Here is a 26,633-nt window from a genome sequence, read left to right as displayed (position 1 = left end):
CTGAAGAAAATGAATATCGTATGTAAGAGCTACATAAAAGAGTTTTTAAAAACTTTTTTAATTCTGCTTTTTTCAATGTCTCTTCTTCTCTCAATTGTTGGGCTTATTGAAAAAATAGATGATTTTATACCTTATAAACCTTCAGCTACTTTTTTTGTTGAATATGCTTTATACAGCATCCCCAGATACATTTTTTATCTTATGCCTTTTATCACCCTTGTAACATCTCTCTTTATATTTTCAGTTGGTGTAAGAAGCAGAGAATTCTTAATTCTTTCTGTTTCTGGTGGAAAATTAAGAGTTATTTTAAAGCCCTTCTTAATTTTAGGTATTGTCATCTCTATTTTTGGCTTTATATTTGGAGAGTTTATTCAGCCAGAATTCACGAAAAAATTAAATATCATGGTTGAAAAATTGACCATGAAAGGGAAAAATTCTGTACAAAAAGATATTTTTCTCAGAGCCAAGGATGGAACTGTGATAAAAATTGGAGAATATTTAGCAGGACAGAGAAAGGCAAAGGATGTAAAGGCATTTATTATAAAAAACAATATCTTAACCAAAAGAATAGATGCTCAGGAGGCAGAAATCAAAGAAAACCACTGGATTTTTAAAAATACCCTGATTTATGACTTCTTATCTGGCAAAGTTGAAAAATCCGAATCAATAGACTATCCAATTAATTTGAAGATATCTGTTGCTACATTTAAAGATATTAAAAAAATCGAGGAGTTAGGAATATTAGAACTTATTCAGAAAAGAAAAGAACTTAAAAGAGCGGGACTGAGCAATCCTAAAATTGATACAGATATAAGTGGAAGGCTTTCATATAACTTTGTAACATTTTTCATGATGGTGCTTGGAATTTCTTTGCCTCTTGGTGCTCATGAAAAATTCAGTTTTATTTTCTCAAAAACCAGAGGAGGCAGTGGAATTATAACTGTAGGAATAGGTTTGATTATAACAATAGTTTACTGGCTTGTATATTCAATCTTTATGTTTATGGGCTATTCAAAAATCTTACCATCCTTTGTATCACCATGGATTACACCTTTAATTTTTGGATTTGTATCAATGAAGCTTTTTTATGCGATAAAACAGTGAAACTGATTTTTTCAGAAAAATAACCTGAGAAGACCTGCAAAAATACCAGCAAGAATAGCAGTTTGAGCAATTAAAAATCCTGCTACCCATTTAATTATTTCTACTTTAAACCGGGCAAGTTTTACTTCCATATTTGCTTCAACTTCCTTGATTCTTGCCTCAACTTCCTTGATTCTTGCCTCAACTTCTCTAATTCTTGCTTCAACTTCTCTAATTCTTGCTTCAATCTCTTTAATGTCTCTTCTTGTGGCAAGGTCATCTTTTATTTCTTTTTCAAACTCTTTTAAAAATTCAATGAATGCCTCTGCTGCATCTTCTCCGAGGCGTTCTCTTACTGATTTTGGCAAACTTAATACAGGCATGTTTAAAAATAGCAAACTCAGAATAAAAAAATCAATACATTTCAATAAAAAGCATTCTCAATGTGCTCAATCTGTTTGTCTTTTATGGCTATAACATCAAATCTTACAGGATATTCTTTACCCAGTTTACTTAGATAAAAAAGTGCCAATTTTTTAAGTTTTTCCTGCTTTCTGTAATTCACTGCTATCTCAGGATTCCCAAAATTCTCCGACATTCTTCTCTTAACCTCTACGATCACAATATATTCGCCATGCTTTGCTATAATATCTATCTCGCCAATAGGGGTGCGAAAGTTTTTTTCAAGGATTTTATATCCTCTGGACAGAAGGTAATCAACTGCCAGTTTCTCTCCGTCTTTGCCAAGGTCTATTCGTCCCACTGTCTTACATCAAGGCTATGTCCTGCAATTCTTTGAAAAAGTGATGGAATTTCTTCTATTTCAGTAATCTCTTTCTGACATAGCAATTTTAAAAGTTCACGAATGGAGGCAAAGTCTTCCCACATTCCCTGAAGATTTTCACCCACTTTGCAGTAAAGTTCTTCACCCTTTTCATCCCAGTCAATAAGTAAAACAATCTTTTCAAATTTTTGAGCTATTGTTTCAGTAAACTCATATATGGATTTTCCGCTGTGCAGTGTAATTATTTCACCATCAAAACCAATGTCTCTTAAAGCTTTCTTATCCTTTTTGCCCTCCACAATGATTGGAACAAGCTTGTTAATTTCGTAGAGATAATGAAGAACTTCTCTTATTTTTTCTGCTCTTTCCCAATCAAGCGGAATGAATTCTTTTTTGTTCTTTATACGCTTTTTATGAAGTGACATGGTAGAATCTTTCCCTGAACTCCTTCCCTGTCATTCTTACCACACTGGCAAGTGCCTTGAGACGGTCTCCTTCAAAATCTTCCTTTTCAAGCCTTATCATGTATTTTCTTCCTACCTCATAATTTTCTGAGGTAATATCAACCTTTCTTATTTTTACTTTACCTGTTCTGTAATCCATAAGCTCAACAAATGGAATTGGCATGAGATGACCTTCTTCAAAGGTTATCATTGCTCCTGTGCCACCTCTTAGTAAGTATCTTACAGCACCATAGCCAAGATTTCTTGTGTATTCAATATCATAAGGAATAGGGTCTGCAGACCTCAGTTCATATCCTATGTTTTTATCAACTATTGTTATTTTAATTCCCAGTTCTTCAAGAGATTTTTTAACAAAATTTTTCATAATTCTGCCGAGCTGAATCTCGCTGAGTCTAACTCTGCCTGTTTCATCCTTTTCAAGCTGTTCATATTCACTGAGTTCTTCAGGATCAAATTTTTCTGACAAACCCTCTGCAAGTATGGCAACTCCATGATCTCTTCCCATACTCATTCTTTTAATTATTGCTCCTGTGAGAATATCAGCCACTTTTTTGAAAGAAATTTTCTCCTCTGGAAACTCTTCAGGAATTATTGTAATAGTTGCTCCCGCTGCTTTACCTACTCCTAAAGCAAGATGTCCTGTGTATCTTCCCATTATTGTAAGAAAATACCATCTTGCTGTCACTCTTGCATCTTCCATAATGTTTTTAACAATTTCCACTCCCCAATGCCTTGCTGTTTCATATCCAAAGGTTGAAGCACCTCCTGGAAGTGGAAGGTCATTGTCTATTGTTTTTGGAACATGAACTACATTTATTTCTCCTCTTGCTTCTCTTTCAATCCAATTTGCCATAAAAAGAGTTCCATCTCCACCGATTGTTATAAGATATTTAATCCCGAGTTTCTTCAATGTTTCCATCAAAATCGGAAATTTCTCTCTTACCTTTTCAGTACGCTCACGGGAGGTTCTAAGAATTGAACCACCCTTTGTATGTATTCTTGAAACATCATCAACAGTAAGAGGCATGGCACAGGAAAGATCTCCGTCAAAGAGAGGTTTAAATCCGCCTTTTATTCCCACAACTTTTTTACCTTGATTTATTGCTTCAATTGTTGCAGCACTTATCGTTCCATTTATTCCAGGAGCTGGTCCTCCTCCTACAATGATTCCCACTGTTTCCATAAAATGCCTCCTAAAGCTCTATTTTTACAGAAACTTTTACAGGCTTAACAATCTTTTTTACAAGCTCCTCTGTGCCCTTTACTCTTAATTTTTCAAAAAGAAGGTCAAACTTTTTCTCAAGCTCCTGCATTATTGGCTCTTTTACTTGTCCTGGCAGGCTCCACCACTCCTTTTTAAAGGGACCAAACCCTTTTTTGCGGGTGCTGTAAATGAACTGTTCCTCTGTCTGTCCTTCTTTCCATTCAGAGCGAAACTCTTTTTTTAGATATTCATATATCATTTTCCTGAAATCATCTGGTAGAGCTTTACTATCATAGATTATATTCTGAAATCCTGTTGCAAGATGTATTTCTGATGTTCCTGTTTCAGGAAATTTATCAAAGGCTTCCTCTGGAAGAGTGCTTGCACCATGCTGAACGCATCCGCTGAGACCATACTCTTTTCTTACAAGTTCGGAAAGAACTCTTAAAGTTTCAAAATCAATCTTTACCTGTGCAATGCTTCCATCGGGAAGCACCACTCCACCATGTTTTGTTCCGGTCTGCACACTCAGTTTGCTCAAGCCTTTGTTTCCTTTATAAACATCTCTGAATCCATCAAGATATGCTCTTGCTTCTTCAGGGGTGCTATTTTTACCGCCAATTTCGCCAATTTCCCCTCCTATTGATATAGTAATACCTTCAGGTTCAAAACTGCGGACATATTCTGCAAGCTGAGCAGTATATTCAAAATTAGGTCTTTGCTGTTCATATACTGTATCTTTACTCAGGTCAACAAGAGTAGAAGTGTCAATGTCTATATTATAAAACTCTGCTTCAATTGCCTCTTTTATTAAGCCTTTTACATAATTAACCTCAGCTTCTGGATCTTTTTCAAAATGTCTTCTTACTATCTGAAAATGATCTCCCTGAATGAAAACAGGACCTGTAAATCCCTCTCTGACAGCAGCAGCCAGAACACAGGCTGAGTATTCAAGAGGTCTTTGCTTTGTATAACCAATTTCAGAACGAGCAATTTCAAATATAAAAGCACCAACATTTTTTTCCTTTGCTTTTCTGAAAATTGCTCTTGCTACATCATATGTTAATCCTCTGATATTTATCGCAGGAACTGTAAATCCAGGAAACTCTCTTCCCATTTCCTCATAAAGTGCCTGAATTGAAGCTGGTATTGCTCCCATTTCTTTTGCAATTTCTTTAATTATTAAAAACTTTTTTGTTCTTACATCATCTGATTCTTCAAAAACTGCATCAAATATGAGTTCATCCATTAAATTTTTAATTGATTCTTTATTTTTTACTGTAACTTTCCCATTTTTAATTTCCACTGCTTCTGTAAATTTTTCAAATCCCATACTCCACCTCCTGAAAAATTTTTTATATTATACTCAATTTTGTCAGGATAAAATCCAGATAGTGTAAAATTTTTTATTAAGGTCTTAATTGATTTGATAAAAGCAAAAAAAAATGAAAACATTTATGAATTTACACAAAATATTAACATTACTTGTGACATTCAAATGATTGACAGAATTTTACATGAGTATGGATAATAACTTTATATGGCTTATAACGATTTAAGAGAATTCTTAAACCTACTTGAAAAAAAAGGATTACTTCACAGAGTCAGTGTAGAGGTTGACCCTGTGCTTGAGATTGCTGAGATAACTGACAGAATGTGTAAATCTCCCAGTGGTGGAAAGGCTTTGTTTTTTGAAAAAGTGAAGGGATCAGAAATTCCTGTTGTTACAAATATTTTTGGCTCATTTGAAAGGATGTGTCTTGCTCTTGAGGTTGAAAACCTTGATGATATTGGCAAAAGAATTGAAAAGCTTATCCATCAAACTCCGCCAAAGACATTGAAAGACAAAATAAAAACAGTTTTTGAATTGATTGAGATTAGAAAATACCTGCCAAAAAGAGTAAACAAAGCAGCATGTCAGGAAGTTATAAATCATAATCCTGACTTAACCAAACTTCCAATCCTTAAAACATGGCCCAAGGATGGTGGAAGATTTATTACTTTTCCCATGGTTTTTACCCGTGACCCTGAAACAGGCAAACAGAACTGCGGAATGTATCGCATGCAAGTGTATGATGAAAAAACAACAGGCATGCACTGGCACATTCATAAAGATGCAGCTACGCATTTCAGAAAATATAAAGAACTTGGCAAAACAATGCCAGTTGCTGTTGCAATTGGCTCTGATCCTGCGGTTATTTATTCTTCAACAGCACCTCTTCCCTATGGAATTGATGAAATGGTATTTGCTGGATTTTTAAGACAAAGTCCTGTTGAGATGGTTAAGTGTGTAACTTCTGATATAGAAGTGCCTGCAAATTCTGAGATAGTCCTTGAAGGTTATGTGGAGTCTGATGAATTAAGAGATGAAGGACCTTTTGGCGATCATACAGGTTTTTACTCTCCAGTGGATAAATTTCCAGTTTTTCACGTAACCTGCATTACCCATAGAAAAAACCCCATATATCCTGCAACAGTTGTTGGAAAGCCTCCAATGGAAGACTGTTACATGGGTAAAGCAACAGAGAGAATCTTTCTTCCTTTGCTCAGAATACAATTTCCAGAGATAATAGACATGAATCTTCCAATGGAAGGAGTATTTCATAATGCTGCTATAGTTTCAATAAAAAAGCAGTACCCAGGGCATGGTAAAAAGATAATTCACGGGCTATGGGGAATGGGACAGATGATGTTTTCAAAGCTCATAATTGTCGTGGATGAAGATGTCAATGTTCAGGATTTATCAACTACTGCATGGAAGGTCCTTAACAATGTGGACTGGCAGAGAGATGTGATAATCTCTCAGGGACCTGTTGATGAGCTTGACCATGCATCAAGCATGCCAAGATTTGGTGGTAAAATGGGAATTGATGCAACCCGTAAAACCCGTGAAGAAGGAATGATGAGAGATTGGCCAGAGGAAATCACTCAGGCAGAAGAGATAAAAGAGCTTGTCACAAAAAAATGGCATGAGTATGGGTTCTGAGCTTTCCCTTGGCATTGATGTAGGAAGTGAGACAGCCAAGATAGCAGTTGTTGACAGTGATTTTAGAATTATTGAAAAACTATATTTGAAACATTTCGGAAAGCCTGCTGAGATAGTATCCCGCATTTTAATGGATATTGCCTCAAGATACAGTGATTTAAAAATATGTTTTACTGGAGTCTCGGGAAGATTTATTGCAAAGAATGCTGGTGCTCCCTATGTAAATGAGATTGTATCACAGGCAACGGCAACATCATTTTTTTATCCTCAAGTAAGGACAATTATTGAGATTGGAGGAGAGGATTCAAAGCTTGTTTTTCTTGATAAAAAAGGAAGAATAAAGGATTTCTCCCTTAACAGTATATGTGCAGCAGGAACAGGCTCTTTTCTTGAGCAGCAGGCAGAAAGACTTGGACTTACAATAGAACAGTTCAGTGAGCTTGCAACAAAGTCTGAAAGACCATCAAAGATTGCTGGTCGTTGCAGTGTCTTTGCAAAATCAGACATGATTCATCTTCAGCAGATTGCAACTCCTCTGGAAGACATAATTGCAGGACTTTGCTTTGCCCTTGCAAGAAACTTTAAGGCAACTATGTTTAAGGGCAGAAGCATTGAAAAAGAAGTTGCCTTTCAAGGTGGAGTTGCAGCAAACAGGGGAATGATAAAAGCATTTAAGAAGGTGCTGGGCATAAATGAAATACTCATACCTGAGCATTTTGAAGTGACAGGTGCAATTGGTGCCGCGATTAAGGCTCAAAAAGAGGGAGCTTATCTAAATGAGGCAATTATTGAAAAACTCGGTAAGCTCAAAGCAGAGATTGAATACGGACTTCCGCCTCTTTCAGCCTCCAGCCTTAAATCTTCAGTCTTCAGCTTTCAACCTCTTAAGCCTCAGCATGCTTATCTCGGTATTGATGTTGGTTCTGTAAGCACAAACATTGTTCTTATAGATGAAGAAGGTAGGATTATCACAAAGAAATATCTTCCCACAGCAGGAAAACCAATTGATGCAGTAAAAAGAGGCTTGAGTGAGATAAACAGGGAAATTCAGAATATTCAGATAAAAGGCGTTGGCGTTACAGGCTCTGGTCGTTATATGATTGGAGATTTTGTCGGTGCAGATGTGGTGAAAAATGAGATAACAGCCCATGCCAGAGGTGCAATTCATTTTGACCCGAGTATTGACACGATTTTTGAAATTGGTGGACAGGATTCAAAATACATAAAGCTTAAAGATGGCAAAGTTGTTGATTTTGAGATGAATAAAGCCTGTGCAGCAGGAACAGGCTCATTTATAGAAGAACAGGCTGACAAACTTGGTATAACCCTTGAAGAGTTTCAGAGCCTTGCCTTTAGCTCAAAAACACCCTGCAAACTTGGCGAAAGATGCACTGTTTTTATGGAAAACTCCCTTGTCATAAATCTACATAAAGGTGCTCGCAAAGAAGACATTGTTGCAGGTCTTTGTTACAGTATAGCGGAAAACTACATAAACAGAGTTGTAGCTGGAAAATCTATTGGTAAAAGAATATTCTTTCAGGGCGGGGTTGCATTTAACAGAGCAGTTGTTGCAGCCTTTGAGAATTTCTTAAAAGAGAGAGTTGACAGTGTTTTGGAGCTAATTATTCCACCTCATCATGAAGTCATGGGCGCAATTGGTGTAGCCCTGATTGCAAAAGATTTTATGAAAAACGGCAAAGAAAGCAAATTCAAAGGCTTTTCTTTAAAAGACAGGCTTTACAGCATCTCTTCCTTTGAATGCAAAGGCTGTCCCAACTATTGTGAAATAAACAGGGTTAAGATAGAAGGTGAAGAAAACTATCTTTTTTATGGTGGAAGATGCGATAAATATGAGAGACAGGATGTTACTTCAAGACTTCCAGATCCTGTAAAACTGAGAGAGGAATTACTATGGAAGGCACATAAAGAATATGAGGCTCAATACAGAGATAGAAAGGCACCTGTAATTGGAATACCTTACATATTTTTCTTTCATGACCATCTTCCCTTCTGGAGTACACTTTTATGGGAGCTCGGTTTTAATGTAAAGGTTTCAGATAAGACGAACAAAGAAATTATTAATAAAGGCGTTGAAAAGGTTTTATCTGAGGCGTGTTTCCCTCTTAAGGTTGCCTATGGACACATAGCAGACTTAATTGAAAAGGGAGTTGATTTGATCTTTCTTCCGAGCTTTATAAATCTTAATCTTTATGATGAGTATGAAAGAGGTCTTGCATGTCCTCTTGTTCAGACAATTCCTTATGTAAGCAGAAGACTATTTAGAGAAGCAAAGTTTATTATACCAAGAATAGATTTCTCAAGAGGCTTTGATTATCTCAAAAAGGAACTGATTCAGGCATTTAAGGGAATTATAAATATAAAAAACCTTGATGAAAAAATAGCTACTGCAAAACATAAGCAGAAAGAGTTTGTTATTTCAATTCAAAAGGAAGGTTTAAAGCTTCTTGAGACAGCAAAAGATAGATCCCTCGGTCAGCAAGCTACTGTAGTTATTTTAGGCAGGTCATATAATTCCTTTGATCAGGCAGTCAGTCTTGATATCTCAGGAAAACTTACCCGCCTTAATGTTCTTCCAATTCCAATGGATATGCTTCCTCTTGAGGGAATAAACATAAAAGATGAATGGAGCAACTTATACTGGCGTTCAGGGCAAAAAATTATAAGAGCCTCAAGATTTATTCATAAGTCAGACGAGGTATATCCTGTATTTATCACCAACTTCTCCTGCGGACCTGACTCCTTTATAATAAATTATTTCAAAGAAGAAATGGCTAAAAAGCCTTATCTGATACTTGAGATCGATGAACACAGTGCTGACGCTGGAGTTGTTACAAGACTTGAGGCTTTTATAGATAGTGTAAGAGATAGAGAAAAAAAGGATTCAGAAAAAAAATTCATTCCCCTATTGATTAAAAGTTCAGATTTATCAAAAAGAATTATATATATTCCAAGAATGTCTGACCATGCCTTTGCTCTAAAGGCAGCCTTTAACTACTGTGGGATTGATGCAGAAGTAATGCCTCCTTCTGACAATCAGTCAGTTGAGCTTGCAAGAAAATATATATCAGGAGGAGAATGCTTTCCCTATGTTGTAACTCTCGGTGATATGCTGAAGATCGTTTTTTCAAAAGATTTCAATCCTCAAAGGACAGCCTTTTTCATGCCTTCTGGAGCTGGTCCATGCAGATTTGGTCAGTATAATGTTTCTCACAGGCTAATACTTAAAAAATTAGGATTTGAGAGCGTTCCCATTTATTCACCCCAGCAGGATGCCCAATTTTACAAAGATTTAAATATCGCAGGAGGAGAATTTTCTCTCAGAGCATGGCAGGGAGTTGTTGCCTATGGGTTACTCAATAAATTATTACTTCAAACAAGACCTTACGAAAAAAATGCTGGAGAAACTGAAGCATTATATGAACATTATATGGTAAAAATCTATGAAACTTTAAAAAGTAGAAACGGTGATTTAGAAGTTTTGCTTAAAAATATAAAAAAGGAGTTTAAAAACATACCAGTATACAAAGACAAAAAGCCTCTGATAGGAATTGTTGGTGAAATATTTGTTAGAAGTCATCCTTTTTCAAATGAAAATTTAATTAAAAGACTTGAAGCCTTAGGCGCAGAAGTATATCTTACACCAATTGAAGAGTGGATTCACTATGTAAATAAAATGGCCTTAAGAAAAGCCTTGATAAAAAAGGATAAATCTGCTATTATAAAAATTCTTGTTAATAAATTTTTCCAGTGGAGGGTGGAGAAGAAATTTTCTTCTTGTTTTAAAGGAGCAATGAATTTTTTACATGAGCCCTCCATAAAGGAAATTTTTAAATTTGCATCACCCTATGTTCCTGATAGTTTTGAAGGAGAGAGTATTTTGAGTATTGGCAAAAGCATTGATTTGATTAAAAAAGGTGTTAGCGGCATTGTTAATGCAATGCCCTTTGGATGTATGCCAGGCGCCATTGTTACAGCTTTGTTGAGATTTATTCAAAAGGATTATAATATCCCTGTAATATCTCTTGCCTATGATGGAACAAACTCAACTGTTAATGAACTATGGCTTGAAGCTTTTATGGAAACAATTAAAAACATGAAAAAAGGAGGTGAATTGAGTGGGAAGTGTTCTTAAGTGGAGGAAAAAAAAGATAAAAAAACATAAATACAGAAAGCTTCGCAAAAAAATGAGAGCACAAAGAAGAAACAAATAAGAGGTAAATTATGAAAGACCTAACGAGTTTAAAAGAAAACATTGCCTTGATAGAAGCTGAGATAAAAGTAATTTCAGAAAAAATTGATGAAATTGATAAAAAATTAGAAAAAATCAATGAACTTGCCGTTGAAATCAAGGCAATTAAAATGTTTTTAAAGAGGGTTTTCCCTGATTTTAAAAAAGAGTATCCTGATATTCTAAAAAAACTCAGCTCAATGGAGTAATTATGTTTGAACCATTTAGCACCACAGGCATAGGAAGCATGCCTCATACTGAGGTCAGGCTTGCATGTGAACTTATTTTGAAATATTTTGATATCCCATTTTGGCCTCAGATGCCGAAATATTCAGTTAATGAACAGATGATTGCCCAGTTTACTGAAGGATTTCCTGGAGTAACCTTTGAATCAGGCAAAGTGTACATTAAAAAAAATGATGAGCTTATCACTGAATGGTTAAGTAACTATAATGATGAAATGTTATCTCCTGTAAGTGAACAATTTGCAATTGGTCTTTACAGTATGCAGAGATTGATAAAAAATGAAAAAATAAAAATCTTTAAAGGACAGATTACAGGACCCCTTACATTTACCTTATCTCTTAAAGATGATGAGGGTAAACTTATTTATTTTGATGAAACTCTGAGAGAGCTTTCTCTCATGCATCTTAAAGCAAAAGTAAGGTGGCAGATTGAATTTTTAAAAACTTTTGCCGAAAATGTAATAATTTTTATTGATGAACCTATACTTCAGGCAGTTGGCACATCTGCATATATCTCTGTTGAGCAGTCTGAAGCAATGAGATTAATTAAGGAGATTGTTTCTTTTATTAAATCTCTTGATGTTAAAGCAGGAATTCACTGCTGTGGAAGAACTGACTGGAAAGAGGTTTTATCTATTGATATAGATATTTTAAGCTTTGATGCCTTTTTCTTTTTTGATTTTTTCAAAATTTACAGAGATGAAATTTCAGAATTTCTGAGCAGAAATGGCTATATTGCCTGGGGATTTATTCCAACAACAGATGATTTAAATGTTTTTAGCGATGAAGAAATAATTGAAAAAGCAGTAAGAAAAACTGAGGAAATATCAAAAATTTTACCTTTAATTATTAAAAACTCACTTATTACTCCATCCTGTGGAATGGGCTCTCTTGATGTTTCAAGCTCTGAGAGAGTTTGTGAACTTCTTAAAAAATTAAAAAATAAACTGGTAAATGAATAGAGGAATTTTTATAACCTTTGAAGGCATAGAGGGTTCTGGCAAAACAACTCAGGGAAGACTGCTTGCTCAGACATTGAAGAATGAAGGATTTAAAGTTTTTTATACTTATGAGCCAGGAGATACCTTAGCTGGAAGATACATCAGAGAGATTCTTCTTAATTCAGAAATTAAAATAACTCCATTATGTGAACTTCTTCTTTATTTTGCAGACAGAGCTCAACACATTGAGGAAAAAATAAAGCCACATCTTGAAGCAGGTTTTATTGTAATATGTGACAGATTTACTGATTCAACCATAGTTTATCAGGGATATGTAAGAGGTATATCAATTGATTTAATTGAAGAATTGAATAAAAAACTATTCAGTCAATTCATACCAGATTTAACAGTATTGCTTGACTGTTCAGCAAGCATCGGGCTTGGAAGAAATAAGAAAGCAAATAAAAAAGATAGATTTGAGATGGAAACCTTATCCTTTCATGAGAAAGTAAGAGAGGGTTATCTTGAACTTGCAAAAATAAACAAAGAAAGATTTTTTGTTCTGGATGCCACTGAGTCTATAAATGTAATAGCTGAAAAAATATATAAAAAAGTTAAATCCTTGATTATTTGAACTATCTTGAACAATATTGAAATATGTTGAACCATTTAATAAAATGAGTTTTAATGAAATCATATCCCAGGAAAAAGCAATAAAACTACTCAAGGGCACATTAAGGACGAAAAAGATTCCCAGTGCTTTATTATTTCTGGGAGACGCTTATATCGGAAAAACTTCAACAGCTATCAACTATGCCAAAGCTCTGAATTGCTTGAATTCTGAAGAAGATGCCTGCAATATTTGCACATCATGCAAAAAAATTGAACAGGGATTGCATCCAGATGTTAAACTCGTAACTGCTGAAAAGGATGTAGTAACAGTGACCAGCATAAGAGAGGTTGAAGAGTTTGTTTCTTTCCGTCCTCTTGAAGGAAGGTATAAAGTTGTTATCATAAAAGAAGCACATAAAATGAATCATGCAGCAGCAAATGCCTTTCTTAAAACAGTTGAAGAGCCTCCTGAAAATACTGTAATAATTCTTATCTGCGAAAATATTGATACTTTACCAGAACCTCTGATTTCAAGATGTTTTAAAGTATATTTTACACCTCTTTCAACTCAAGCAGTAAAAAAGATTCTACCTGATGTTGAAGACAGTTTAATCAGAATTATTATGGGTAAACCAGGGCTTTTTATATCAAGGGATGTATCAAAAGATATTCAATGGTTTAATAGCACATTAAAAAACATGAAAGAAAAGAATAAAAAATCACCGTGGAAAGACAATGAAGATGTTAAATGGTGGATAGATTTTTTATGTATTTTTCTTAGAGACTGCCTTTTGGGATTTTTTCTTAAAACTTCATATTGCCCTATTTTACCCTCAGATTTTAAACTAAAAGAAAATGCATCTCCAGAGGAATTGTTTAATCTTTATGAAGAGATACAAAACATAAAAAGAAGCATTGATTTAAATTTAAATAAGTCAATTGTATGGAATTATATGACTTATCTTCTTGGGAATTTGATAACTATAAAAAAGCAAGAAACAACTAACTTAGAACAATAGGAGATACAGGGATGAACAATATAGTACATGTAAGAGTTAGACCTTTTGGTAAAGTTTATCGCTATTTAAACAACCTTGGTATAGAATTAAAAAAAGGTGATTTTGTTGTTGTGGAGGGTGATTTTGGATTAACCTTGGGATATGTTTTGAAAACTTCTTCTGACACAGAAAACTCTTTTAAGCCAGTCATGAGAAAGGCAACTCAGGAAGATATGGAAGCCTTTCAGAAAAATCTTTCTTTAGAGAAAGAAGCATGGAATTTTTGTCTTCAAAGAATAAATGAAAGACAGTTACCGATGAAACTATTAGTGGTGGAGTCTGCCCTTGACAGAAAAAGAATTATCTTCTATTTTACTGCAGAAGGTAGGATTGATTTCAGAGAACTGGTTAAAGACCTTGCAGCAAAATTCAAAACGAGAATAGAAATGAGGCAGATAGGAGTAAGGGATGAAGCAAAATTTCTTGGTGGGATTGGAGTTTGTGGGTTTGAGACATGCTGTAAAACATTTATAAGTTTCTTTAAGCCAATTTCTTTAAAAATGGCTAAAGATCAGGAAATTGTGCTTAATGTTTCCAAGCTTTCAGGTCTTTGCGGAAGGTTGAAATGTTGTCTAAGACACGAATACTATGATGAAGCAGAGGATACTGTTGATGAAGAAATTATTGCTCAGGAAGAAAAAGAGCCTGAAATTAAAAAACTGTCCTTTATTATAAAAGAGGCAGAAGAATTAATAGATGAAAGTTCTGGAGGAAAGGATGAGTCAAAATAAGGGATTTTATATTACAACACCAATTTATTATGTCAATGATATTCCACATATTGGACATGCCTACACAACACTGGCTGCAGACATACTGGCAAGATATATGAGACTTAAAGGGAAAAAAGTTTTTTTTCTTACAGGCACAGATGAACACGGACAGAAGGTTGAAAAAGCAGCTCGTGAGCGTGGTAGGTCTCCAAAGGAACATGCGGATATAATGGTTGAAAACTTTAAAACATTATGGAATGAATTAAATATACGCAATGATGCTTTTATACGAACAACTGATGAAGAACACAAAAAAGTTGTTAGTGCAATACTTCAAAAACTTTACGATAAAGGAGAAATTGAAAAAAGAAAATACTCAGGAATGTATTGCACTCCCTGTGAAAGATTCTGGACAGCCAAAGATTTAATAGAAGGAAAATGCCCTGACTGCGGAAGAGATGTTGAATACATTGAAGAAGAAAACTACTTTTTCCTCATGTCCAAATATCAGAACTCTCTCATTGATTACATTGAAAAAAATCCTGAATACATTCTTCCTGAAACGAGAAAAAATGAGGTTCTTTCATTTCTTAAAAATAAACCTCTTGGTGATCTTTGCATATCTCGTCCTCGACAGAGGCTTAGCTGGGGAATTCCTCTTCCCTTTGATGAAAACTATACTACCTATGTATGGTTTGATGCACTGGTTAATTATTACTCAGCATTGAATTATCTTGCACCCAAAAATATTGAGTGGTGGCCACCTGATCATCATTTAATTGGGAAAGACATTTTGATAACCCATGCAGTTTACTGGTCAACAATGCTCATGGCTTTGGGAATGCCTCTTCCAAGAAATATATTTGCCCATGGATGGTGGACTGTGCAGGGTGCTAAAATGTCAAAATCTCTTGGTAATGTTGTAAATCCCCATGAAATTATAAAAAAATATGGAGTAGATACCCTCAGATACTTTTTGTTCCGTGAAGTTTCCTTTGGCCTTGATGGAGATTTTTCAGAAGAAGCAATTGTAAGAAGAATAAACAATGATCTTGCCAATGACCTTGGTAATCTCCTCAATCGTTTTCTTGTGATGAATGAAAAATACATGAATGGTCAGATAAACCCAATGTGGATAGATGATGATTTTACAATACAAATTAAAAAATTAATAACAGAGATTGACAATGAAAAACTGTGGGATGAGTTCAAATTCAATATTGTTCTTGAAAAAATATGGGAAGCTATATCCCTTACAAACAACTATATTGCAAAAACAGAGCCATGGAAAATATCAAAAGAGGATTCTGAAAAACTCTCTCTTATACTTTTTAACATATGGAATAGCATCAGAATCATAACTGTTTTTCTCTATCCTTTTATGCCTGATACAGCGATGAAAATCTGGAATGCCTTAGGATTAAAATCTTTAAAAATTGATTATAATATGTTAAGCTGGAGTATTCAGTTAAAGGAGGTTAAGACTGAAAAGATTGAACAAATCTTTCCAAGAATACAGACAAAAAAAGATAATGAGTCAGAACAAAAAATCAAGGAAGACAACAGTAAAATGCAAGAGCTTATAGGTATAGAAGATTTTATGAAGATAAAACTTAAAGTAGGAAAGGTTATTGAAGCTGAAAGAATAAAGGGATCAGAAAAGCTTATAAAACTTATTGTAGATATTGGACAGCAAAGACAAATTGTTGCAGGAATTGGAAAATCCTATTCACCTGAACAGTTAATTGGCAAATCAATTATTGTTGTGTCCAACCTTAAACCAGTTAAACTCATGGGAGTTGAATCTCAAGGTATGCTACTCGCAGCAACTGCTTCAGATGGCACTATATCAATTCTTACAGTTGACAGAGAAGTTAATCCTGGTGCGGGAATAAAATGAAGCTTAAGGAATGGCCAGAAGCTGAAAGACCCAGAGAAAGACTTATTAAAGAAGGTGCTCAAAGCCTCTCAGATGCTCAATTGCTTGCTGTTGTTCTCAGAACAGGGATTAATGGAAAAACAGTGGTTGAAACAGCAATTGAGCTTTTAAATAAGTTTGGAGGATTAAAAGGAATTGAAGATGCATCAGTAAATGAACTTCAGCATATAGCAGGGCTTGGAATTGCAAAGATTGCTCAGATTAAAGCATCCTTTGAGCTGGGAAGAAGAGTTTTAAGCCATGCAGAAAAAGAAAAAAACTTTAATTCTGCCAATGCAGTTTACAATTATCTTTATCCTAAGCTTAGTGGATTAAAAAAAGAAGTTTTTATCACTCTTTTACTTGATACAAAGTTGAAACTCATCAAAGAGATTAAAGTTTCAGAAGGAATATTAACGCAAACAATAATTCATCCAAGAGAGATTTTTAAAGAAGCAGTAAAGCATTCAGCCTATGCAGTGATTCTTGCTCATAATCATCCAAGCGGAGACCCTACTCCTTCTGAGCAAGATCTGGATATTACAAAAAAATTAAAAAAGGCTTCTGAAATACTTGAAATTTCCCTTTTAGACCATGTAATTATAGGAAATGGAAGATACTTTAGCATGAAAGAAAAAAATCTAATTTAGGAGGTGGCTTATGCCTTTGTATGAGTTTCAATGCCAAAAGTGCAATGAAACTTTTACGAAGAAAATGAGCATAAGCGAAATGGAAAAAACAAAGGTAAGATGCCCAAAGTGTAAGTCTCAGAAAGTAAAAAAGATAATATCAAGTTTTTATTCAATAACCTCAAAAAAATAATAGGAGGAATTTAAAATGAATAGTTCATTGACTCCCGCAATTTTAAAAGTTTGCGAGCTTGCAGCAATTGAAGCTGCAAGATTGATGGGCAAGGGAGACAGAAAAGAAGCAGATCAGGCTGCTGTAACAGCAATGAGAAAGGCATTAAATGATTTACCAATCAAAGGTAGAATCGTTATAGGAGAAGGTGAAAGAGATGAAGCACCTATGCTTTATATTGGAGAAGAAGTTGGAAATGCAACTGGTCCTGAAGTGGACATAGCTGTTGATCCTCTTGAAGGAACAAATCTTTGCGCAACAGGAATGCCCAATGCTCTTACTGTTATGGCTGTAACAGAAAGAAATGGACTTCTTCACTGCCCTGACACATATATGGAAAAACTTGTTGTAAGACCACAAGCAAAGGGAATGGTTGATATAAGAAAATCTGTAAAAGAAAACCTTCAAGCCCTTGCAAAAGCTTTAGGACGTGACATAGATGACCTTGTTGTGGTTGTGCTTGACAGACCAAGACATGAAAATCTTATTAAAGAAATTCGCGCTGCTGGTGCAAGAATTAAATTAATCTCAGATGGAGATATAACACCAGCTATTGCAGCAACTGTTGAAGGAACAGGTATTCATGCGCTTATGGGCATTGGTGGAGCACCAGAAGGCGTGCTTTCAGCGGCAGCTGTAAAATCTCTTGGTGGAGAAATGCAGGCAAGAATGCGATGGAGAAATGAAGAAGAAAAAAAGCGTGCTATAAGCTATGGTATGGACATTGATGAAGACAAAGTTTACACTCTTGATGACCTCGTTCCAAGTGATGACATAATTTTTGTTGCTACAGGAGTAACAAAGGGAGACCTGCTTAATGGAGTAAGATTTTTTGGTGGAGGCGCAAGAACTCACTCAATTGTGATAGAATCCTATCAAAAGATTGTAAGATTTGTTGATACAATTCATATTTTTGACAAACTGGTAAGAATAACATTGTAGTTTTGCTATTTTACTGTAAAAACTCTTAAAAAACAAAAGGGAGAGTTTTTTCAAAAATTTCATCCATGCCAATTAAGGATTTTCTTGCCATAATCTATACAACCATACTTACAATTTCAGCATTGCACATGCCTCAGCCTCTTTTACCCCTACTTGGAAGTTCTTTTAAAGTTGAAATGGATACGATATCACTAATTATGAGTGCCACTTTCATTCCTCTTACAGTAATTCCTGTTATCTCAGGAGTTTTGCTTAATTTTTTTTCTCCAAGAAAAATGATCATCTTCGCTGCTGCAATACACTCTTTTGTTGTATTTTCAATATCTATGGCAGAAAATGTTTATCTGGTTATATTCCTCAGGTTTATAGAGGGTTTTTTAATCTCTGCAATTCTTACTTCAAACACAACATATATCGCATTAAAATCTGTAAAAGAAAAAATTCAATTTTTTATGTCCTATTATATTGCTTTTACAATAATTGGAGGACTTCTTGGAAGAGTTCTCGGTAGTATTATAGCTAATTATTTTGGGTGGAGAGCGTGTTTTCAAGTAATGTCATTGAGTCTTCTTGTTGTTCTTCCTATAGTTTATTATTTTATGGAAGAGCTTAAGATACCAAAAATTCAAAAAAAAGATTATCTTAGTTTTAAGAACTTTAAGCTTGTTGTTTTCAATAAAAAAATTTTTTATATTTACATCGCTGTTTTCTGCTTGTTTTTTGTTTTCTCGGGGATAACAAATTTCTTGCCTTTCAGGATAAAAAGCATTAATAAACAAGCCAGCGAAATGCTTATAGGACTTATTTATTCAGGTTACATCACGGGAATTTTCATATCCTTTATCGCAACAAAAATTATAAGAGTCATTGGGAACGAAAGAAAAACCATGTTATTTGGTTTTTCTGTCTATGGATTTTTTCTTTTGATATTAAGTCTACCCAACATGTTGCTAATATTTATTGCAATGTTTGGTTTTTGCTCTGGGATGTTTCTCGTTCATTCAGTAGCTTCTGGTTATTTAAATAGAATTGTAACAACACAAAAAAGCCTTGTAAATGGAGCATACATAGCTTTTTATTACTCAGGTGGTGTTGTTGGCTCTTATCTGCCAGGAATTGTATATAAAAATTTCGGGTGGCAAAGTTTTATAATAATTCTGCTCATTCTGCTATTTGGTGGTTTTTTTGTGGTCACTAAGCTATCAGACCATTCTTGATAGCGTAATTTATAATTTCAGCATTGTTTTCGCATCCAAGTTTTTCAAGAATTCTTGCTCTATAGGTGCTTACAGTTTTAATGCTTATGGAAAGTTCTCTGGCAATCTCAATGAGACTTTTGCCTTTTGCTATCATAAGAAAAACCTGAAATTCCCTTTCTGATAACTTTTCATGAGGTGGAATCTCCCAGGATTTATCAATGTAATGAATCAGTTTTTCTGAAAAAGCCTGTGGAATGTATTTACCGCCTTTTATTATTTTATTAACTGCATTTAAAAGTTCATCTGGTTCTGCAGATTTATTGAGATAACCTGAAGCTCCATATTTTAACGATCTTATAGCATACTGCTCTTCAGGATACATGCTGAGCATAAGTATTTTTGTTTCAGGATGCTCATTTTTAATTTTTTTTAGGGTTTCTATCCCATCCATATCAGGCATTGCTATATCAAGAAATACTATATCAAAATTTTCTTTTGAAAGAATATCAATGGCTTCGTAACCAGTTTTAGCTTCTTTGCATTCTGTAATATAAGGATTATCAAGAAGAATTTCCTTTAATCCTTTTCTAAAGAGAGTATGGTCATCAACGATTAAAACTTTCAGTTTTTTATTCATTTTCTCTTAAAGGAACTGAGAGAATTACTTCAGTTCCTCCTTCCGGGATTCTTCGTATGTCAAAGGTTGCATTTATAGAATAAGCCCTTTCTCTCATTGCCATTAAACCGAATGATTCAGGACTCTTAATTTTCTCTTCTGGTATCCCCATACCATTGTCTTTAATAATTAACAAAACACTGCCATTTGATCGAAACATTTTAATATTAACCAGGGTTGCATTAGCATGTCTTGCCACATTTGTAAGTGCTTCCTGGAATATTCTGAAAATATTTAAAGATATGTTTCTTGCTAATTTCACGCTGTCTTCTGAAATCTCAACGCTGCACCGTATTGAAGTATTTCTCTCAAATTCCTTGACCTGCCACATTATAGCATCTTCCAGGGTTAAATGGTCAATTAAAGAAGGACGGAGTCTGTTTGATATATTCTGAACCTGTTTTATCAAGGCATTTACTATGCTTAATGTTTCATCAAATTTTTCCTGTAAAAATTCATCTTCGATCCTTTTTCTAATCCATGACAAAGAAAGTTTTAACGCAGTGAGAGACTGTCCCATTTCATCATGAATTTCTCTGGCAATTTCCTTCCTTTCCTTTTCTCTTACATTCTGCAAATATACGGAAAGTTTTCTTAGAGCTTCTTTTGATTTCCTGAGTTCTTCCTCAATTTTCTTTCTGTATGTAATATCTCTTCCTATTGTTTTTGTTTTAACAAAATTTCCCTTTTCATCCACCTCTACATAAACATTTAAAGCAGCAGTGAAAACTGAGCCATCTTTTCGGACAAAGTCTCTTTCAACTTGAATAAAACTGTATTTTCCTATGTTAGGGAAAAACTCTTCCTGTGCTTTTCTTGATTCTTCTGTCATAAAGTATGTTATAGGTTTACCAATTATCTCTTCTTTTCTGTATCCCAGCATTTTTGCCTCTGTTTCATTGCATTCAATAATAATTCCATTTTTATCAACTGAGTGATACATATCTGGTGCATTATCGTAAAGATCTCTGTATTTTTCCTCTGAGAGTCTTAACTCTTTTTCAACTTTTTTCCTCTTTGAGATGTTTATTGAAAGGACAACTATTACGAGGGACAATCCAATAAAAATTAAGGTAATACTTATCAATGTTTTTCGGTATTTTACCCAGAAGCTTTCAGGCAAATTTATGACTCTGCTTTCTTTTGGAAGCTTATTTAAAGAGACATGAAATCTTTTAAGTTCATTATAGTCAAACATAAATTCATTTGGACTTTCTTTAATAACTGGAATTTCAGAAGGGCTTTTACCTTGTAAAATTTGCATAGCCAGCTCCCCTGCTTTTTTGCCCTGCAAAAATGCGCTTGTCAATTTACCACCTACAATTCCTCTGCCAAGATAAAAATCCCATACACTGTATATGGGAGAATTGGTATGAGGATAAAGCAAATCAAGGCTTTCTTCATAAGCAAAGAAATTGCCTGTTCTGTCTCTGTTTACGAGCAAAAGAAGGATGATACTTTTTGGTGGAATTGTCTCAACTTTTTTCTGAAGTTCTTTCATATCCGGATTCTCAAGAATAATGAATTTTACTTTATCTGCGAATTTTGGAAATATCTCAAAAAGTGTTCTTTTCATCGCTAATCCGGTTGTTGTGATGTCATTAATAATATAAACTCTTTTTGTATCTGGATGAAGCTTAAGTGCTATATCAATTGTTCCTTCAACATCTGTTTCCTCGGCAACTCCTGTAAACCATTTTCTATATTTTTCTATCAGGCTATCTTTAAAATTATTGATTCCGCAGAAAACCACAGGCACCCCGTAAAACAGTTCGTTATAATGTTTCATAGTGAATAAAAGAGCGTCATTATCCGACACAATTATCAAATCAAACTTAATCCCATGGTATTTTTGTTTTAGAAGATCAAAAATTTTGTTGAAGTATTTTTCTCCATAAAAACGTTTAGTATCCATATATTCAACATAGTAATCAATACTGTTTTCTAATGGCTTTAATGATTCTTTAATTCCTATCATTATATTGTCTGTCCAGCTCAATCCCTGATGATAGGAGTTAAGAAGCAAAATCTTTTTTTTATCCTGAGCGTGAGCTGATAAGCAAAAAACAAATAAAAAAATAAAAATTATTCTAAATACGGCTGATTTCTTTAATCCAATCATTGTATCTTGCTGCTCTTGGAATAATACAGATTCCTGAAGAATCTATATGACAGCGGAAACGATCCTTTTCACGTGAAAATCCAATTTCTTCTCCTTCATAAACCACATTCTTTTTATCTACTATAACCCTGTAAAGCCTACTATTTCTTTTTACAACAACATCATCCATAATTAAAGAATCTTTTACCTGAGCTCCTTCCTCTATTATGCATCCGCTTCTTATGAAAGAATTTTCTATCTTACCGCCATAAATTAATGCTCCATCAGCGATAACGCTATTTCTTATTTGTCCATCAAGAATTTTTACAGGTGGCCCTTCATATCTTGAAGGATAAATAGGCCACATCTTATTGTAAATTTCAAAAACAGGTTTTTCTCCAAGCATATCCATATGAGCATCGAAATAAGTACTAATTGTTCCTACATCCCTCCAATAACCTCGCTCTTCATATGGTTTAATGCCAGGGATTTCATTCTTATCAAAATCATATGCATAAACTCTTGCCCCTCTTTCAACAAGCTCGGGAATAACATGAGCACCAAAATCGTGCTGTTTTTTCTTTTCAGCTCTCACTAAAGCATCAACCAAAATATCACTGTTAAAAATATAATTACCCATTGAAACATAAGCCATCTGAGGGTTATCAGGCATGGGCTGTGGTTGCTTCGGTTTTTCTTGAAATCCTGTGATTTTCTGGTTTGAATTTGCCACAATTACTCCAAATGCTGAAGCCTGTTTTATTGGAATAGGCCTTGCAGCTACAGTAACCTCAGCATCATTTTCAATATGAAATTTTATCATCTGTCTTATATCCATTCTGTAAATGTGATCAGCACCAAAAATTAAAACAATATCAGGCTTGTGCTCTTTAATTAATCCAATGTTTTGAAAAACTGCATCAGCTGTTCCCTGAAACCATTCAGGCCCCATTCTCATCTGAGGTGGAACAACTGTTACAAAGTGATCTCTGCCAACTGATGAAAAAAACCAGTTCTGTCTAATATGCTCAATAAGTGATTGGGATTTATACTGAACAAGAAGATAGATGGAGTAAATTTGGGAATTAACAAGATTGCTTAAGACAAAATCAACAATTCTGTATCTTGCTCCAAAGGGCACTGAAGGTTTTGACCTGAAAGAAGTTAAGGGAAAAAGTCTTTCACCCTTGCCTCCTGCAAGAATAATTGCTAAAACTTTTGCCATCCTCCCTCCCTATCTCTCTATTAAAAGTGTCCAAAATCCTGTTTTTCCCCATTTTTTTATAAAAACTTCAGTATCAATTCGTTTATGCTTTTCAGCTCCTGAATTTACTATAACAGTAGATTCATCAAATCCGACAACTACCATGTAATGATATTTCTTATAAAACCAAAATCCTTCATCTGTCATGACTATCAACGGTTTCTGAGCTTTTATCTTTTCTTTTATATCTTCAATGTTTCCTCTGTATTGTAACGCCTTGAATCCCTTTTTTTCTGTAAACATAATCATGTCAAAATCAGCTGTTCCACGAGCATCTTTACTGTAAATTTCCCTTGCAATTTCCTCTGGAGTGATTTTTACTCCCCAAAAATTTAAAACCATTGCTAAGGATGCAGGACCGCATTGAAAATCCTCTGAAGGAAAAAAAGGAACAGATTGTATAATATACTCTTCGGCAGAGGCAAAAGATGTTAGCAACATTAAAAAAAGAAAAATATTTCTAAATTTGAGTTTCATCTGCCTTACTGTTTTTTAATATCATAACTCTTTGAATTCCTGCAAGATCTTTTACTACATTGCTTACCTCAAAACCTCTCATCAATGCATAAGCACAGATTTCATCTGCCTGTCCTGCTCCTATCTCTAAAAAAATCAATCCATTCTTTAAAAGATATTTTTTAGCGCCATCAAGAATTTTTCTATAAAAAATGAGTCCATCTATCCCTCCATTTAATGCTTCCAGAGGTTCATAGTTTTTAATCTCAGGCTGTAATTCATGTATTTGTCCTGTTTTTACATAAGGGGGATTTGCTGTAATACAGGAAAAAATTTTTTCTTTAAAGGGATTAAATAAATCTCCAACAAGAAAAAAAACATTTTTTACATTGTTCAATACCTTATTTTCTGCTGCGTATTTTATTGCTTTTTCTGAAATATCAATGCCAAAAATCTGGAATTCAGGAATATTTTTACCTATTGCTAAAGCAATACATCCTGAGCCTGTGCATAAATCAAGTATTCTCTGTCCTGTATGTGCAATTAAATTTTTACTCTTCAACACTTCATCTACCAGAATTTCAGTTTCCTGCCTTGGAATTAATACTCCCGGTCCTACCTTTATTTTAAGGTTGTAAAAAAAGCATTCTCCAAGAATATACTGGAGGGGTTCTCTTTTTAGCCTTCTTTCAACAAAAAAATTCATAGTTTGCTCTTCATCAGAAGTTATTTCAGGATTTCTGGTATAAAGTTGAACCTTTTCAATTTTTAAAACATGACAGACAATTTGCTGTGCTTCTTTCGGATCAATAGAAAATTTGCCAACAAGCTGTTTTATTTTTTCAAGAGCCTTCACATCTCTTTAAGTTTCTCAGCCTGATAGTAGGCAATCAGGGCATCAATTATTTCATCAATCTCTCCATTTAAAACCTGCTCAAGTTTGTAAAGAGTAAGTCCTATTCTATGATCAGTAACTCTATTTTGAGGGAAGTTATAAGTTCTTATTCTTTCACTTCTTTCCCCTGTGCCAACCTGCTCTTTTCTTTCAGCTGCTCTTTCTGCTTCTTTTTTCTGCCTTTCCATTTCAAGCAGACGAGCTCTCAAAACCTTCATAGCTTTTTCTCTGTTTTTAATCTGAGACCTTTCGTCCTGGCATTGAACAACTATTCCTGTTGGCAAGTGAACAATTCTTACTGCTGAATAGGCTGTATTTACAGATTGTCCTCCTGGACCTGAAGAACAAAAGGTATCTATTCTTAAATCCTTCTCATCAATTTTTATATCAACTTCTTCTGCTTCAGGAAGCACAGCTACTGTTGCAGTAGATGTATGAATTCTACCAGATGCTTCTGTAACAGGAATCCTTTGAACTCTGTGAACCCCGCTTTCATATTTCAGTTTGCTAAAAGCACCCTTGCCAGAAATCAAAGCAATTACTTCCTTAAAACCTCCCAATCCAGTAGGATGACTGTCAAGAATCTCTATTTTCCATCCTTTTGATTCAGCATATTTTGCATACATTCTAAATAAATCTGCTGCAAAAAGTGCTGCTTCTTCACCACCTGTGCCTGCTCTTATTTCAAGAATTACATTTTTTTCATCCCTTGGATCCTTTGGTAAAAGCAGAATTTTCAGTTCCTGTTCAATCTGAGGCTTTATTTTTTTCAGTTTTTGTAATTCCTCTTCAGCAAGCTCTTTTAAATCTGAATCCCCTGATTTAATTATTTCTTCAGCTTCCTGCATCTGTTGAATAATTTTTTTATACTCTCTAAATTTTGTAACAATCCCTTCCAGTTGCTGACTTTCTTTTGAGTATTTCATATATTCTTCTTTATTGGAAAGCACTTTTGGATCTAAAAGTGCTTGAGTTATCTTTTCATATTTATTTTCAATTTCTGTGAGTTTTTCAATCATTTATTCCTCCTCCTGCATTCAATTTTAAAACAGCTTTTAAAGCTTCACAAGCAACCTCTATCTGTGAGCTATCTGGCTCATGGGTTGTTATTTTCTGGAAAATCAATCCGGGCAGTATAATAATCTTACCTACGAAATTATTACGCCATTTAGCAGAAATTTTTAATATCTCGTAGGATACTCCAGCAATTAATGGTAAAAGTATAATTCTTGATAAAGCTTTTAAAACAAAGTTCCATGAAGATGGAATCATTGAAAATACAATGATGCTTATTACAAGCACAATAAAAATAAAACTTGTACCACATCTTGCATGCAATCTTGAGTATTTCTTTACATTTTCAGGGGTTAGAGCTTCACCTGCTTCAAAGGCATTTATTGTTTTGTGTTCAGCACCGTGATAGGCAAAAATTTTTCTCATCTGGCTCCACATGCCTATTGCAAAAATGTAGCCTATGAATATTAAAACTCTCAAAATACCATCTATCAAATTAAAAACAAAGGAATTTGTAGTTACCATTTCAATAAAATAGGCTGACAGTTTTGTTAGATATAAAGGTAAAACAATAAAGAGAAGTATTCCAATTAAAAATGCCAGAAATAATGAGAAAGCAAAACTCCCCGTGCTTGATTTTTCCTCTTTAAATACGACTTTACTGCTAAAATCAATTGCTTTCATGCCAAGCCATAAAGTTTCAAGAAGAATAAAAAAACCTCTTATTACGGGAATTTTTGTCACAATGCTTTGTTTTTTAAATTCTTCTGATTTTATGACAATTTCACCCTCTGGACTTCTTACAGCCACAGCCCATGCTTTTTTTGATTTCATCATCACGCCTTCAATTACAGCCTGTCCACCTATTGTATCTTTCATCTTATAGTTTCTCCTACATTTTAAGATTCAAGGACAAACAAAAAGGGGTTAGAAAAAATAAAAATTTAATTCTAACCCCCTGAGAAAAC

26 protein-coding genes are annotated in these 26,633 nt (G+C 34.4%); 14 read left to right on the top strand and 12 right to left on the bottom strand.

What is annotated here, in order from left to right:
- Positions 1-9 precede the first annotated feature (9 nt).
- Complete coding sequence (locus V4D31_RS01745) at positions 10-1,104, top strand: LptF/LptG family permease (RefSeq protein WP_353686530.1); 1,095 nt, start codon at positions 10-12, stop codon at positions 1,102-1,104.
- An 11-nt stretch (positions 1,105-1,115) separates the two neighbouring features.
- Here the strand turns inward: V4D31_RS01745 and V4D31_RS01740 are convergent, their stop codons facing one another.
- From V4D31_RS01740 to V4D31_RS01720, 5 genes are read right to left on the bottom strand one after another with little or no spacing between them, the layout of a single operon-like run.
- Complete coding sequence (locus V4D31_RS01740) at positions 1,116-1,466, bottom strand: hypothetical protein (RefSeq protein WP_353686529.1); 351 nt, start codon at positions 1,464-1,466, stop codon at positions 1,116-1,118.
- 41 nt (positions 1,467-1,507) lie between these two features.
- Positions 1,508-1,846, bottom strand: a complete 339-nt coding sequence (locus V4D31_RS01735; RefSeq protein ID WP_353686528.1) for a YraN family protein — start codon at positions 1,844-1,846, stop codon at positions 1,508-1,510.
- Entirely contained in the window at positions 1,834-2,292 is a 459-nt protein-coding gene (locus V4D31_RS01730) for a toprim domain-containing protein (protein WP_353686527.1), read from the bottom strand. The genes V4D31_RS01735 and V4D31_RS01730 overlap by 13 nt, the downstream gene beginning before the upstream one ends.
- The gene (gene pfp / locus V4D31_RS01725) at positions 2,279-3,514 is read right to left on the bottom strand and encodes a diphosphate--fructose-6-phosphate 1-phosphotransferase (RefSeq protein WP_353686526.1); all 1,236 of its coding nucleotides are present in this window, start codon (positions 3,512-3,514) and stop codon (positions 2,279-2,281) included. The genes V4D31_RS01730 and pfp overlap by 14 nt, the downstream gene beginning before the upstream one ends.
- 10 nt (positions 3,515-3,524) lie before the next feature.
- Positions 3,525-4,868, bottom strand: coding sequence for a class II fructose-bisphosphate aldolase (locus V4D31_RS01720; RefSeq protein ID WP_353686525.1), 1,344 nt, complete (start codon positions 4,866-4,868; stop codon positions 3,525-3,527).
- 207 nt (positions 4,869-5,075) lie between these two features.
- Between V4D31_RS01720 and V4D31_RS01715 the strand changes: the two genes are divergently transcribed.
- From V4D31_RS01715 to V4D31_RS01655, 13 genes are all read left to right on the top strand, one after another.
- Positions 5,076-6,521 carry a menaquinone biosynthesis decarboxylase gene (locus V4D31_RS01715; RefSeq protein WP_353686524.1) on the top strand — a complete coding sequence of 482 codons (1,446 nt, stop codon included), beginning with the start codon at positions 5,076-5,078 and terminating at the stop codon, positions 6,519-6,521.
- The gene (locus V4D31_RS01710; RefSeq protein WP_353686523.1) at positions 6,511-10,674 is read left to right on the top strand and encodes an acyl-CoA dehydratase activase; all 4,164 of its coding nucleotides are present in this window, start codon (positions 6,511-6,513) and stop codon (positions 10,672-10,674) included. Before V4D31_RS01715 ends, V4D31_RS01710 begins: the two co-directional genes overlap by 11 nt.
- On the top strand, positions 10,658-10,753 hold the full coding sequence (locus V4D31_RS01705; protein ID WP_082673659.1) for an AURKAIP1/COX24 domain-containing protein: 96 nt from the start codon (positions 10,658-10,660) through the stop codon (positions 10,751-10,753). Before V4D31_RS01710 ends, V4D31_RS01705 begins: the two co-directional genes overlap by 17 nt.
- A 10-nt stretch (positions 10,754-10,763) precedes the next feature.
- Positions 10,764-10,979 (top strand): hypothetical protein, encoded by a 216-nt coding sequence (locus V4D31_RS01700; protein ID WP_353686522.1) that lies wholly within the window; start codon positions 10,764-10,766, stop codon positions 10,977-10,979.
- Between the two features lie 2 nt (positions 10,980-10,981).
- Positions 10,982-11,977, top strand: coding sequence for a hypothetical protein (locus V4D31_RS01695; protein WP_353686521.1), 996 nt, complete (start codon positions 10,982-10,984; stop codon positions 11,975-11,977).
- The gene (gene tmk / locus V4D31_RS01690) at positions 11,970-12,590 is read left to right on the top strand and encodes a dTMP kinase (protein ID WP_353686520.1); all 621 of its coding nucleotides are present in this window, start codon (positions 11,970-11,972) and stop codon (positions 12,588-12,590) included. The genes V4D31_RS01695 and tmk overlap by 8 nt, the downstream gene beginning before the upstream one ends.
- Positions 12,591-12,633: 43 nt before the next feature.
- Positions 12,634-13,587 carry a DNA polymerase III subunit gene (locus tag V4D31_RS01685; RefSeq protein WP_353686519.1) on the top strand — a complete coding sequence of 318 codons (954 nt, stop codon included), beginning with the start codon at positions 12,634-12,636 and terminating at the stop codon, positions 13,585-13,587.
- An 11-nt stretch (positions 13,588-13,598) separates the two neighbouring features.
- Complete coding sequence (gene ricT / locus V4D31_RS01680; protein ID WP_353686518.1) at positions 13,599-14,357, top strand: regulatory iron-sulfur-containing complex subunit RicT; 759 nt, start codon at positions 13,599-13,601, stop codon at positions 14,355-14,357.
- The gene (metG, locus tag V4D31_RS01675) at positions 14,344-16,239 is read left to right on the top strand and encodes a methionine--tRNA ligase (RefSeq protein ID WP_353686517.1); all 1,896 of its coding nucleotides are present in this window, start codon (positions 14,344-14,346) and stop codon (positions 16,237-16,239) included. The genes ricT and metG overlap by 14 nt, the downstream gene beginning before the upstream one ends.
- Positions 16,236-16,907 (top strand): DNA repair protein RadC, encoded by a 672-nt coding sequence (gene radC / locus V4D31_RS01670; protein ID WP_353686516.1) that lies wholly within the window; start codon positions 16,236-16,238, stop codon positions 16,905-16,907. The genes metG and radC overlap by 4 nt, the downstream gene beginning before the upstream one ends.
- Before the next feature lie 10 nt (positions 16,908-16,917).
- Positions 16,918-17,079, top strand: a complete 162-nt coding sequence (locus V4D31_RS01665; protein ID WP_353686515.1) for a zinc ribbon domain-containing protein — start codon at positions 16,918-16,920, stop codon at positions 17,077-17,079.
- 15 nt (positions 17,080-17,094) lie between these two features.
- On the top strand, positions 17,095-18,060 hold the full coding sequence (glpX, locus tag V4D31_RS01660) for a class II fructose-bisphosphatase (protein ID WP_353686514.1): 966 nt from the start codon (positions 17,095-17,097) through the stop codon (positions 18,058-18,060).
- A gap of 65 nt (positions 18,061-18,125) precedes the next feature.
- Positions 18,126-19,277, top strand: a complete 1,152-nt coding sequence (locus tag V4D31_RS01655) for an MFS transporter (protein ID WP_353686513.1) — start codon at positions 18,126-18,128, stop codon at positions 19,275-19,277.
- On the opposite strand, the gene V4D31_RS01650 is transcribed toward V4D31_RS01655, so the two are convergent.
- The 7 genes from V4D31_RS01650 to V4D31_RS01620 are packed head-to-tail and all read right to left on the bottom strand — an operon-like array spanning position 19,255 to position 26,544.
- Positions 19,255-19,896: a response regulator transcription factor gene (locus V4D31_RS01650; RefSeq protein WP_353686512.1), complete on the bottom strand. Its 642-nt coding sequence runs from the start codon at positions 19,894-19,896 to the stop codon at positions 19,255-19,257. The two genes, V4D31_RS01655 and V4D31_RS01650, sit on opposite strands and share 23 nt — an antisense overlap.
- The gene (locus tag V4D31_RS01645; protein WP_353686511.1) at positions 19,889-22,057 is read right to left on the bottom strand and encodes an ABC transporter substrate binding protein; all 2,169 of its coding nucleotides are present in this window, start codon (positions 22,055-22,057) and stop codon (positions 19,889-19,891) included. The genes V4D31_RS01650 and V4D31_RS01645 overlap by 8 nt, the downstream gene beginning before the upstream one ends.
- Positions 22,026-23,261 (bottom strand): glucose-1-phosphate adenylyltransferase, encoded by a 1,236-nt coding sequence (gene glgC, locus V4D31_RS01640; protein ID WP_353686510.1) that lies wholly within the window; start codon positions 23,259-23,261, stop codon positions 22,026-22,028. Before glgC ends, V4D31_RS01645 begins: the two co-directional genes overlap by 32 nt.
- Positions 23,262-23,270: 9 nt before the next feature.
- Entirely contained in the window at positions 23,271-23,777 is a 507-nt protein-coding gene (locus V4D31_RS01635; RefSeq protein ID WP_353686509.1) for a C39 family peptidase, read from the bottom strand.
- Positions 23,761-24,612: a peptide chain release factor N(5)-glutamine methyltransferase gene (prmC, locus tag V4D31_RS01630; RefSeq protein ID WP_353686508.1), complete on the bottom strand. Its 852-nt coding sequence runs from the start codon at positions 24,610-24,612 to the stop codon at positions 23,761-23,763. The genes V4D31_RS01635 and prmC overlap by 17 nt, the downstream gene beginning before the upstream one ends.
- Positions 24,609-25,670, bottom strand: coding sequence for a peptide chain release factor 1 (gene prfA / locus V4D31_RS01625; RefSeq protein WP_353686507.1), 1,062 nt, complete (start codon positions 25,668-25,670; stop codon positions 24,609-24,611). The genes prmC and prfA overlap by 4 nt, the downstream gene beginning before the upstream one ends.
- Positions 25,663-26,544, bottom strand: coding sequence for a DUF1385 domain-containing protein (locus V4D31_RS01620; protein WP_353686506.1), 882 nt, complete (start codon positions 26,542-26,544; stop codon positions 25,663-25,665). Before V4D31_RS01620 ends, prfA begins: the two co-directional genes overlap by 8 nt.
- Between the last annotated feature and the right edge of the window lie 89 nt (positions 26,545-26,633).

The sequence above is a fragment of the Thermodesulfovibrio sp. 3462-1 genome, assembly GCF_040451425.1.
GTDB lineage: Bacteria > Nitrospirota > Thermodesulfovibrionia > Thermodesulfovibrionales > Thermodesulfovibrionaceae > Thermodesulfovibrio > Thermodesulfovibrio obliviosus.
The sequence above is the reverse complement of the archived record's forward strand: the minus strand, read 5'-3'. Positions and strand labels throughout refer to the sequence as shown.

Excerpts from the sequence above, each read along its gene's own strand:
- V4D31_RS01745 (WP_353686530.1), top strand. The coding sequence starts at position 10 with ATGAATATCGTATGTAAGAGCTACATAAAAGAGTTTTTAAAAACTTTT.
- V4D31_RS01740 (WP_353686529.1), bottom strand. The coding sequence starts at position 1,466 with ATGCCTGTATTAAGTTTGCCAAAATCAGTAAGAGAACGCCTCGGAGAA.
- V4D31_RS01730 (WP_353686527.1), bottom strand. The coding sequence starts at position 2,292 with ATGTCACTTCATAAAAAGCGTATAAAGAACAAAAAAGAATTCATTCCG.
- pfp (WP_353686526.1), bottom strand. The coding sequence starts at position 3,514 with ATGGAAACAGTGGGAATCATTGTAGGAGGAGGACCAGCTCCTGGAATA.
- V4D31_RS01720 (WP_353686525.1), bottom strand. The coding sequence starts at position 4,868 with ATGGGATTTGAAAAATTTACAGAAGCAGTGGAAATTAAAAATGGGAAA.
- V4D31_RS01715 (WP_353686524.1), top strand. The coding sequence starts at position 5,076 with ATGGCTTATAACGATTTAAGAGAATTCTTAAACCTACTTGAAAAAAAA.
- V4D31_RS01710 (WP_353686523.1), top strand. The coding sequence starts at position 6,511 with ATGGGTTCTGAGCTTTCCCTTGGCATTGATGTAGGAAGTGAGACAGCC.
- V4D31_RS01700 (WP_353686522.1), top strand. The coding sequence starts at position 10,764 with ATGAAAGACCTAACGAGTTTAAAAGAAAACATTGCCTTGATAGAAGCT.
- V4D31_RS01695 (WP_353686521.1), top strand. The coding sequence starts at position 10,982 with ATGTTTGAACCATTTAGCACCACAGGCATAGGAAGCATGCCTCATACT.
- tmk (WP_353686520.1), top strand. The coding sequence starts at position 11,970 with ATGAATAGAGGAATTTTTATAACCTTTGAAGGCATAGAGGGTTCTGGC.
- V4D31_RS01685 (WP_353686519.1), top strand. The coding sequence starts at position 12,634 with ATGAGTTTTAATGAAATCATATCCCAGGAAAAAGCAATAAAACTACTC.
- ricT (WP_353686518.1), top strand. The coding sequence starts at position 13,599 with ATGAACAATATAGTACATGTAAGAGTTAGACCTTTTGGTAAAGTTTAT.
- metG (WP_353686517.1), top strand. The coding sequence starts at position 14,344 with ATGAGTCAAAATAAGGGATTTTATATTACAACACCAATTTATTATGTC.
- radC (WP_353686516.1), top strand. The coding sequence starts at position 16,236 with ATGAAGCTTAAGGAATGGCCAGAAGCTGAAAGACCCAGAGAAAGACTT.
- V4D31_RS01665 (WP_353686515.1), top strand. The coding sequence starts at position 16,918 with ATGCCTTTGTATGAGTTTCAATGCCAAAAGTGCAATGAAACTTTTACG.
- glpX (WP_353686514.1), top strand. The coding sequence starts at position 17,095 with ATGAATAGTTCATTGACTCCCGCAATTTTAAAAGTTTGCGAGCTTGCA.
- V4D31_RS01655 (WP_353686513.1), top strand. The coding sequence starts at position 18,126 with ATGCCAATTAAGGATTTTCTTGCCATAATCTATACAACCATACTTACA.
- V4D31_RS01650 (WP_353686512.1), bottom strand. The coding sequence starts at position 19,896 with ATGAATAAAAAACTGAAAGTTTTAATCGTTGATGACCATACTCTCTTT.
- V4D31_RS01645 (WP_353686511.1), bottom strand. The coding sequence starts at position 22,057 with ATGATTGGATTAAAGAAATCAGCCGTATTTAGAATAATTTTTATTTTT.
- glgC (WP_353686510.1), bottom strand. The coding sequence starts at position 23,261 with ATGGCAAAAGTTTTAGCAATTATTCTTGCAGGAGGCAAGGGTGAAAGA.
- V4D31_RS01635 (WP_353686509.1), bottom strand. The coding sequence starts at position 23,777 with ATGAAACTCAAATTTAGAAATATTTTTCTTTTTTTAATGTTGCTAACA.
- prfA (WP_353686507.1), bottom strand. The coding sequence starts at position 25,670 with ATGATTGAAAAACTCACAGAAATTGAAAATAAATATGAAAAGATAACT.
- V4D31_RS01620 (WP_353686506.1), bottom strand. The coding sequence starts at position 26,544 with ATGAAAGATACAATAGGTGGACAGGCTGTAATTGAAGGCGTGATGATG.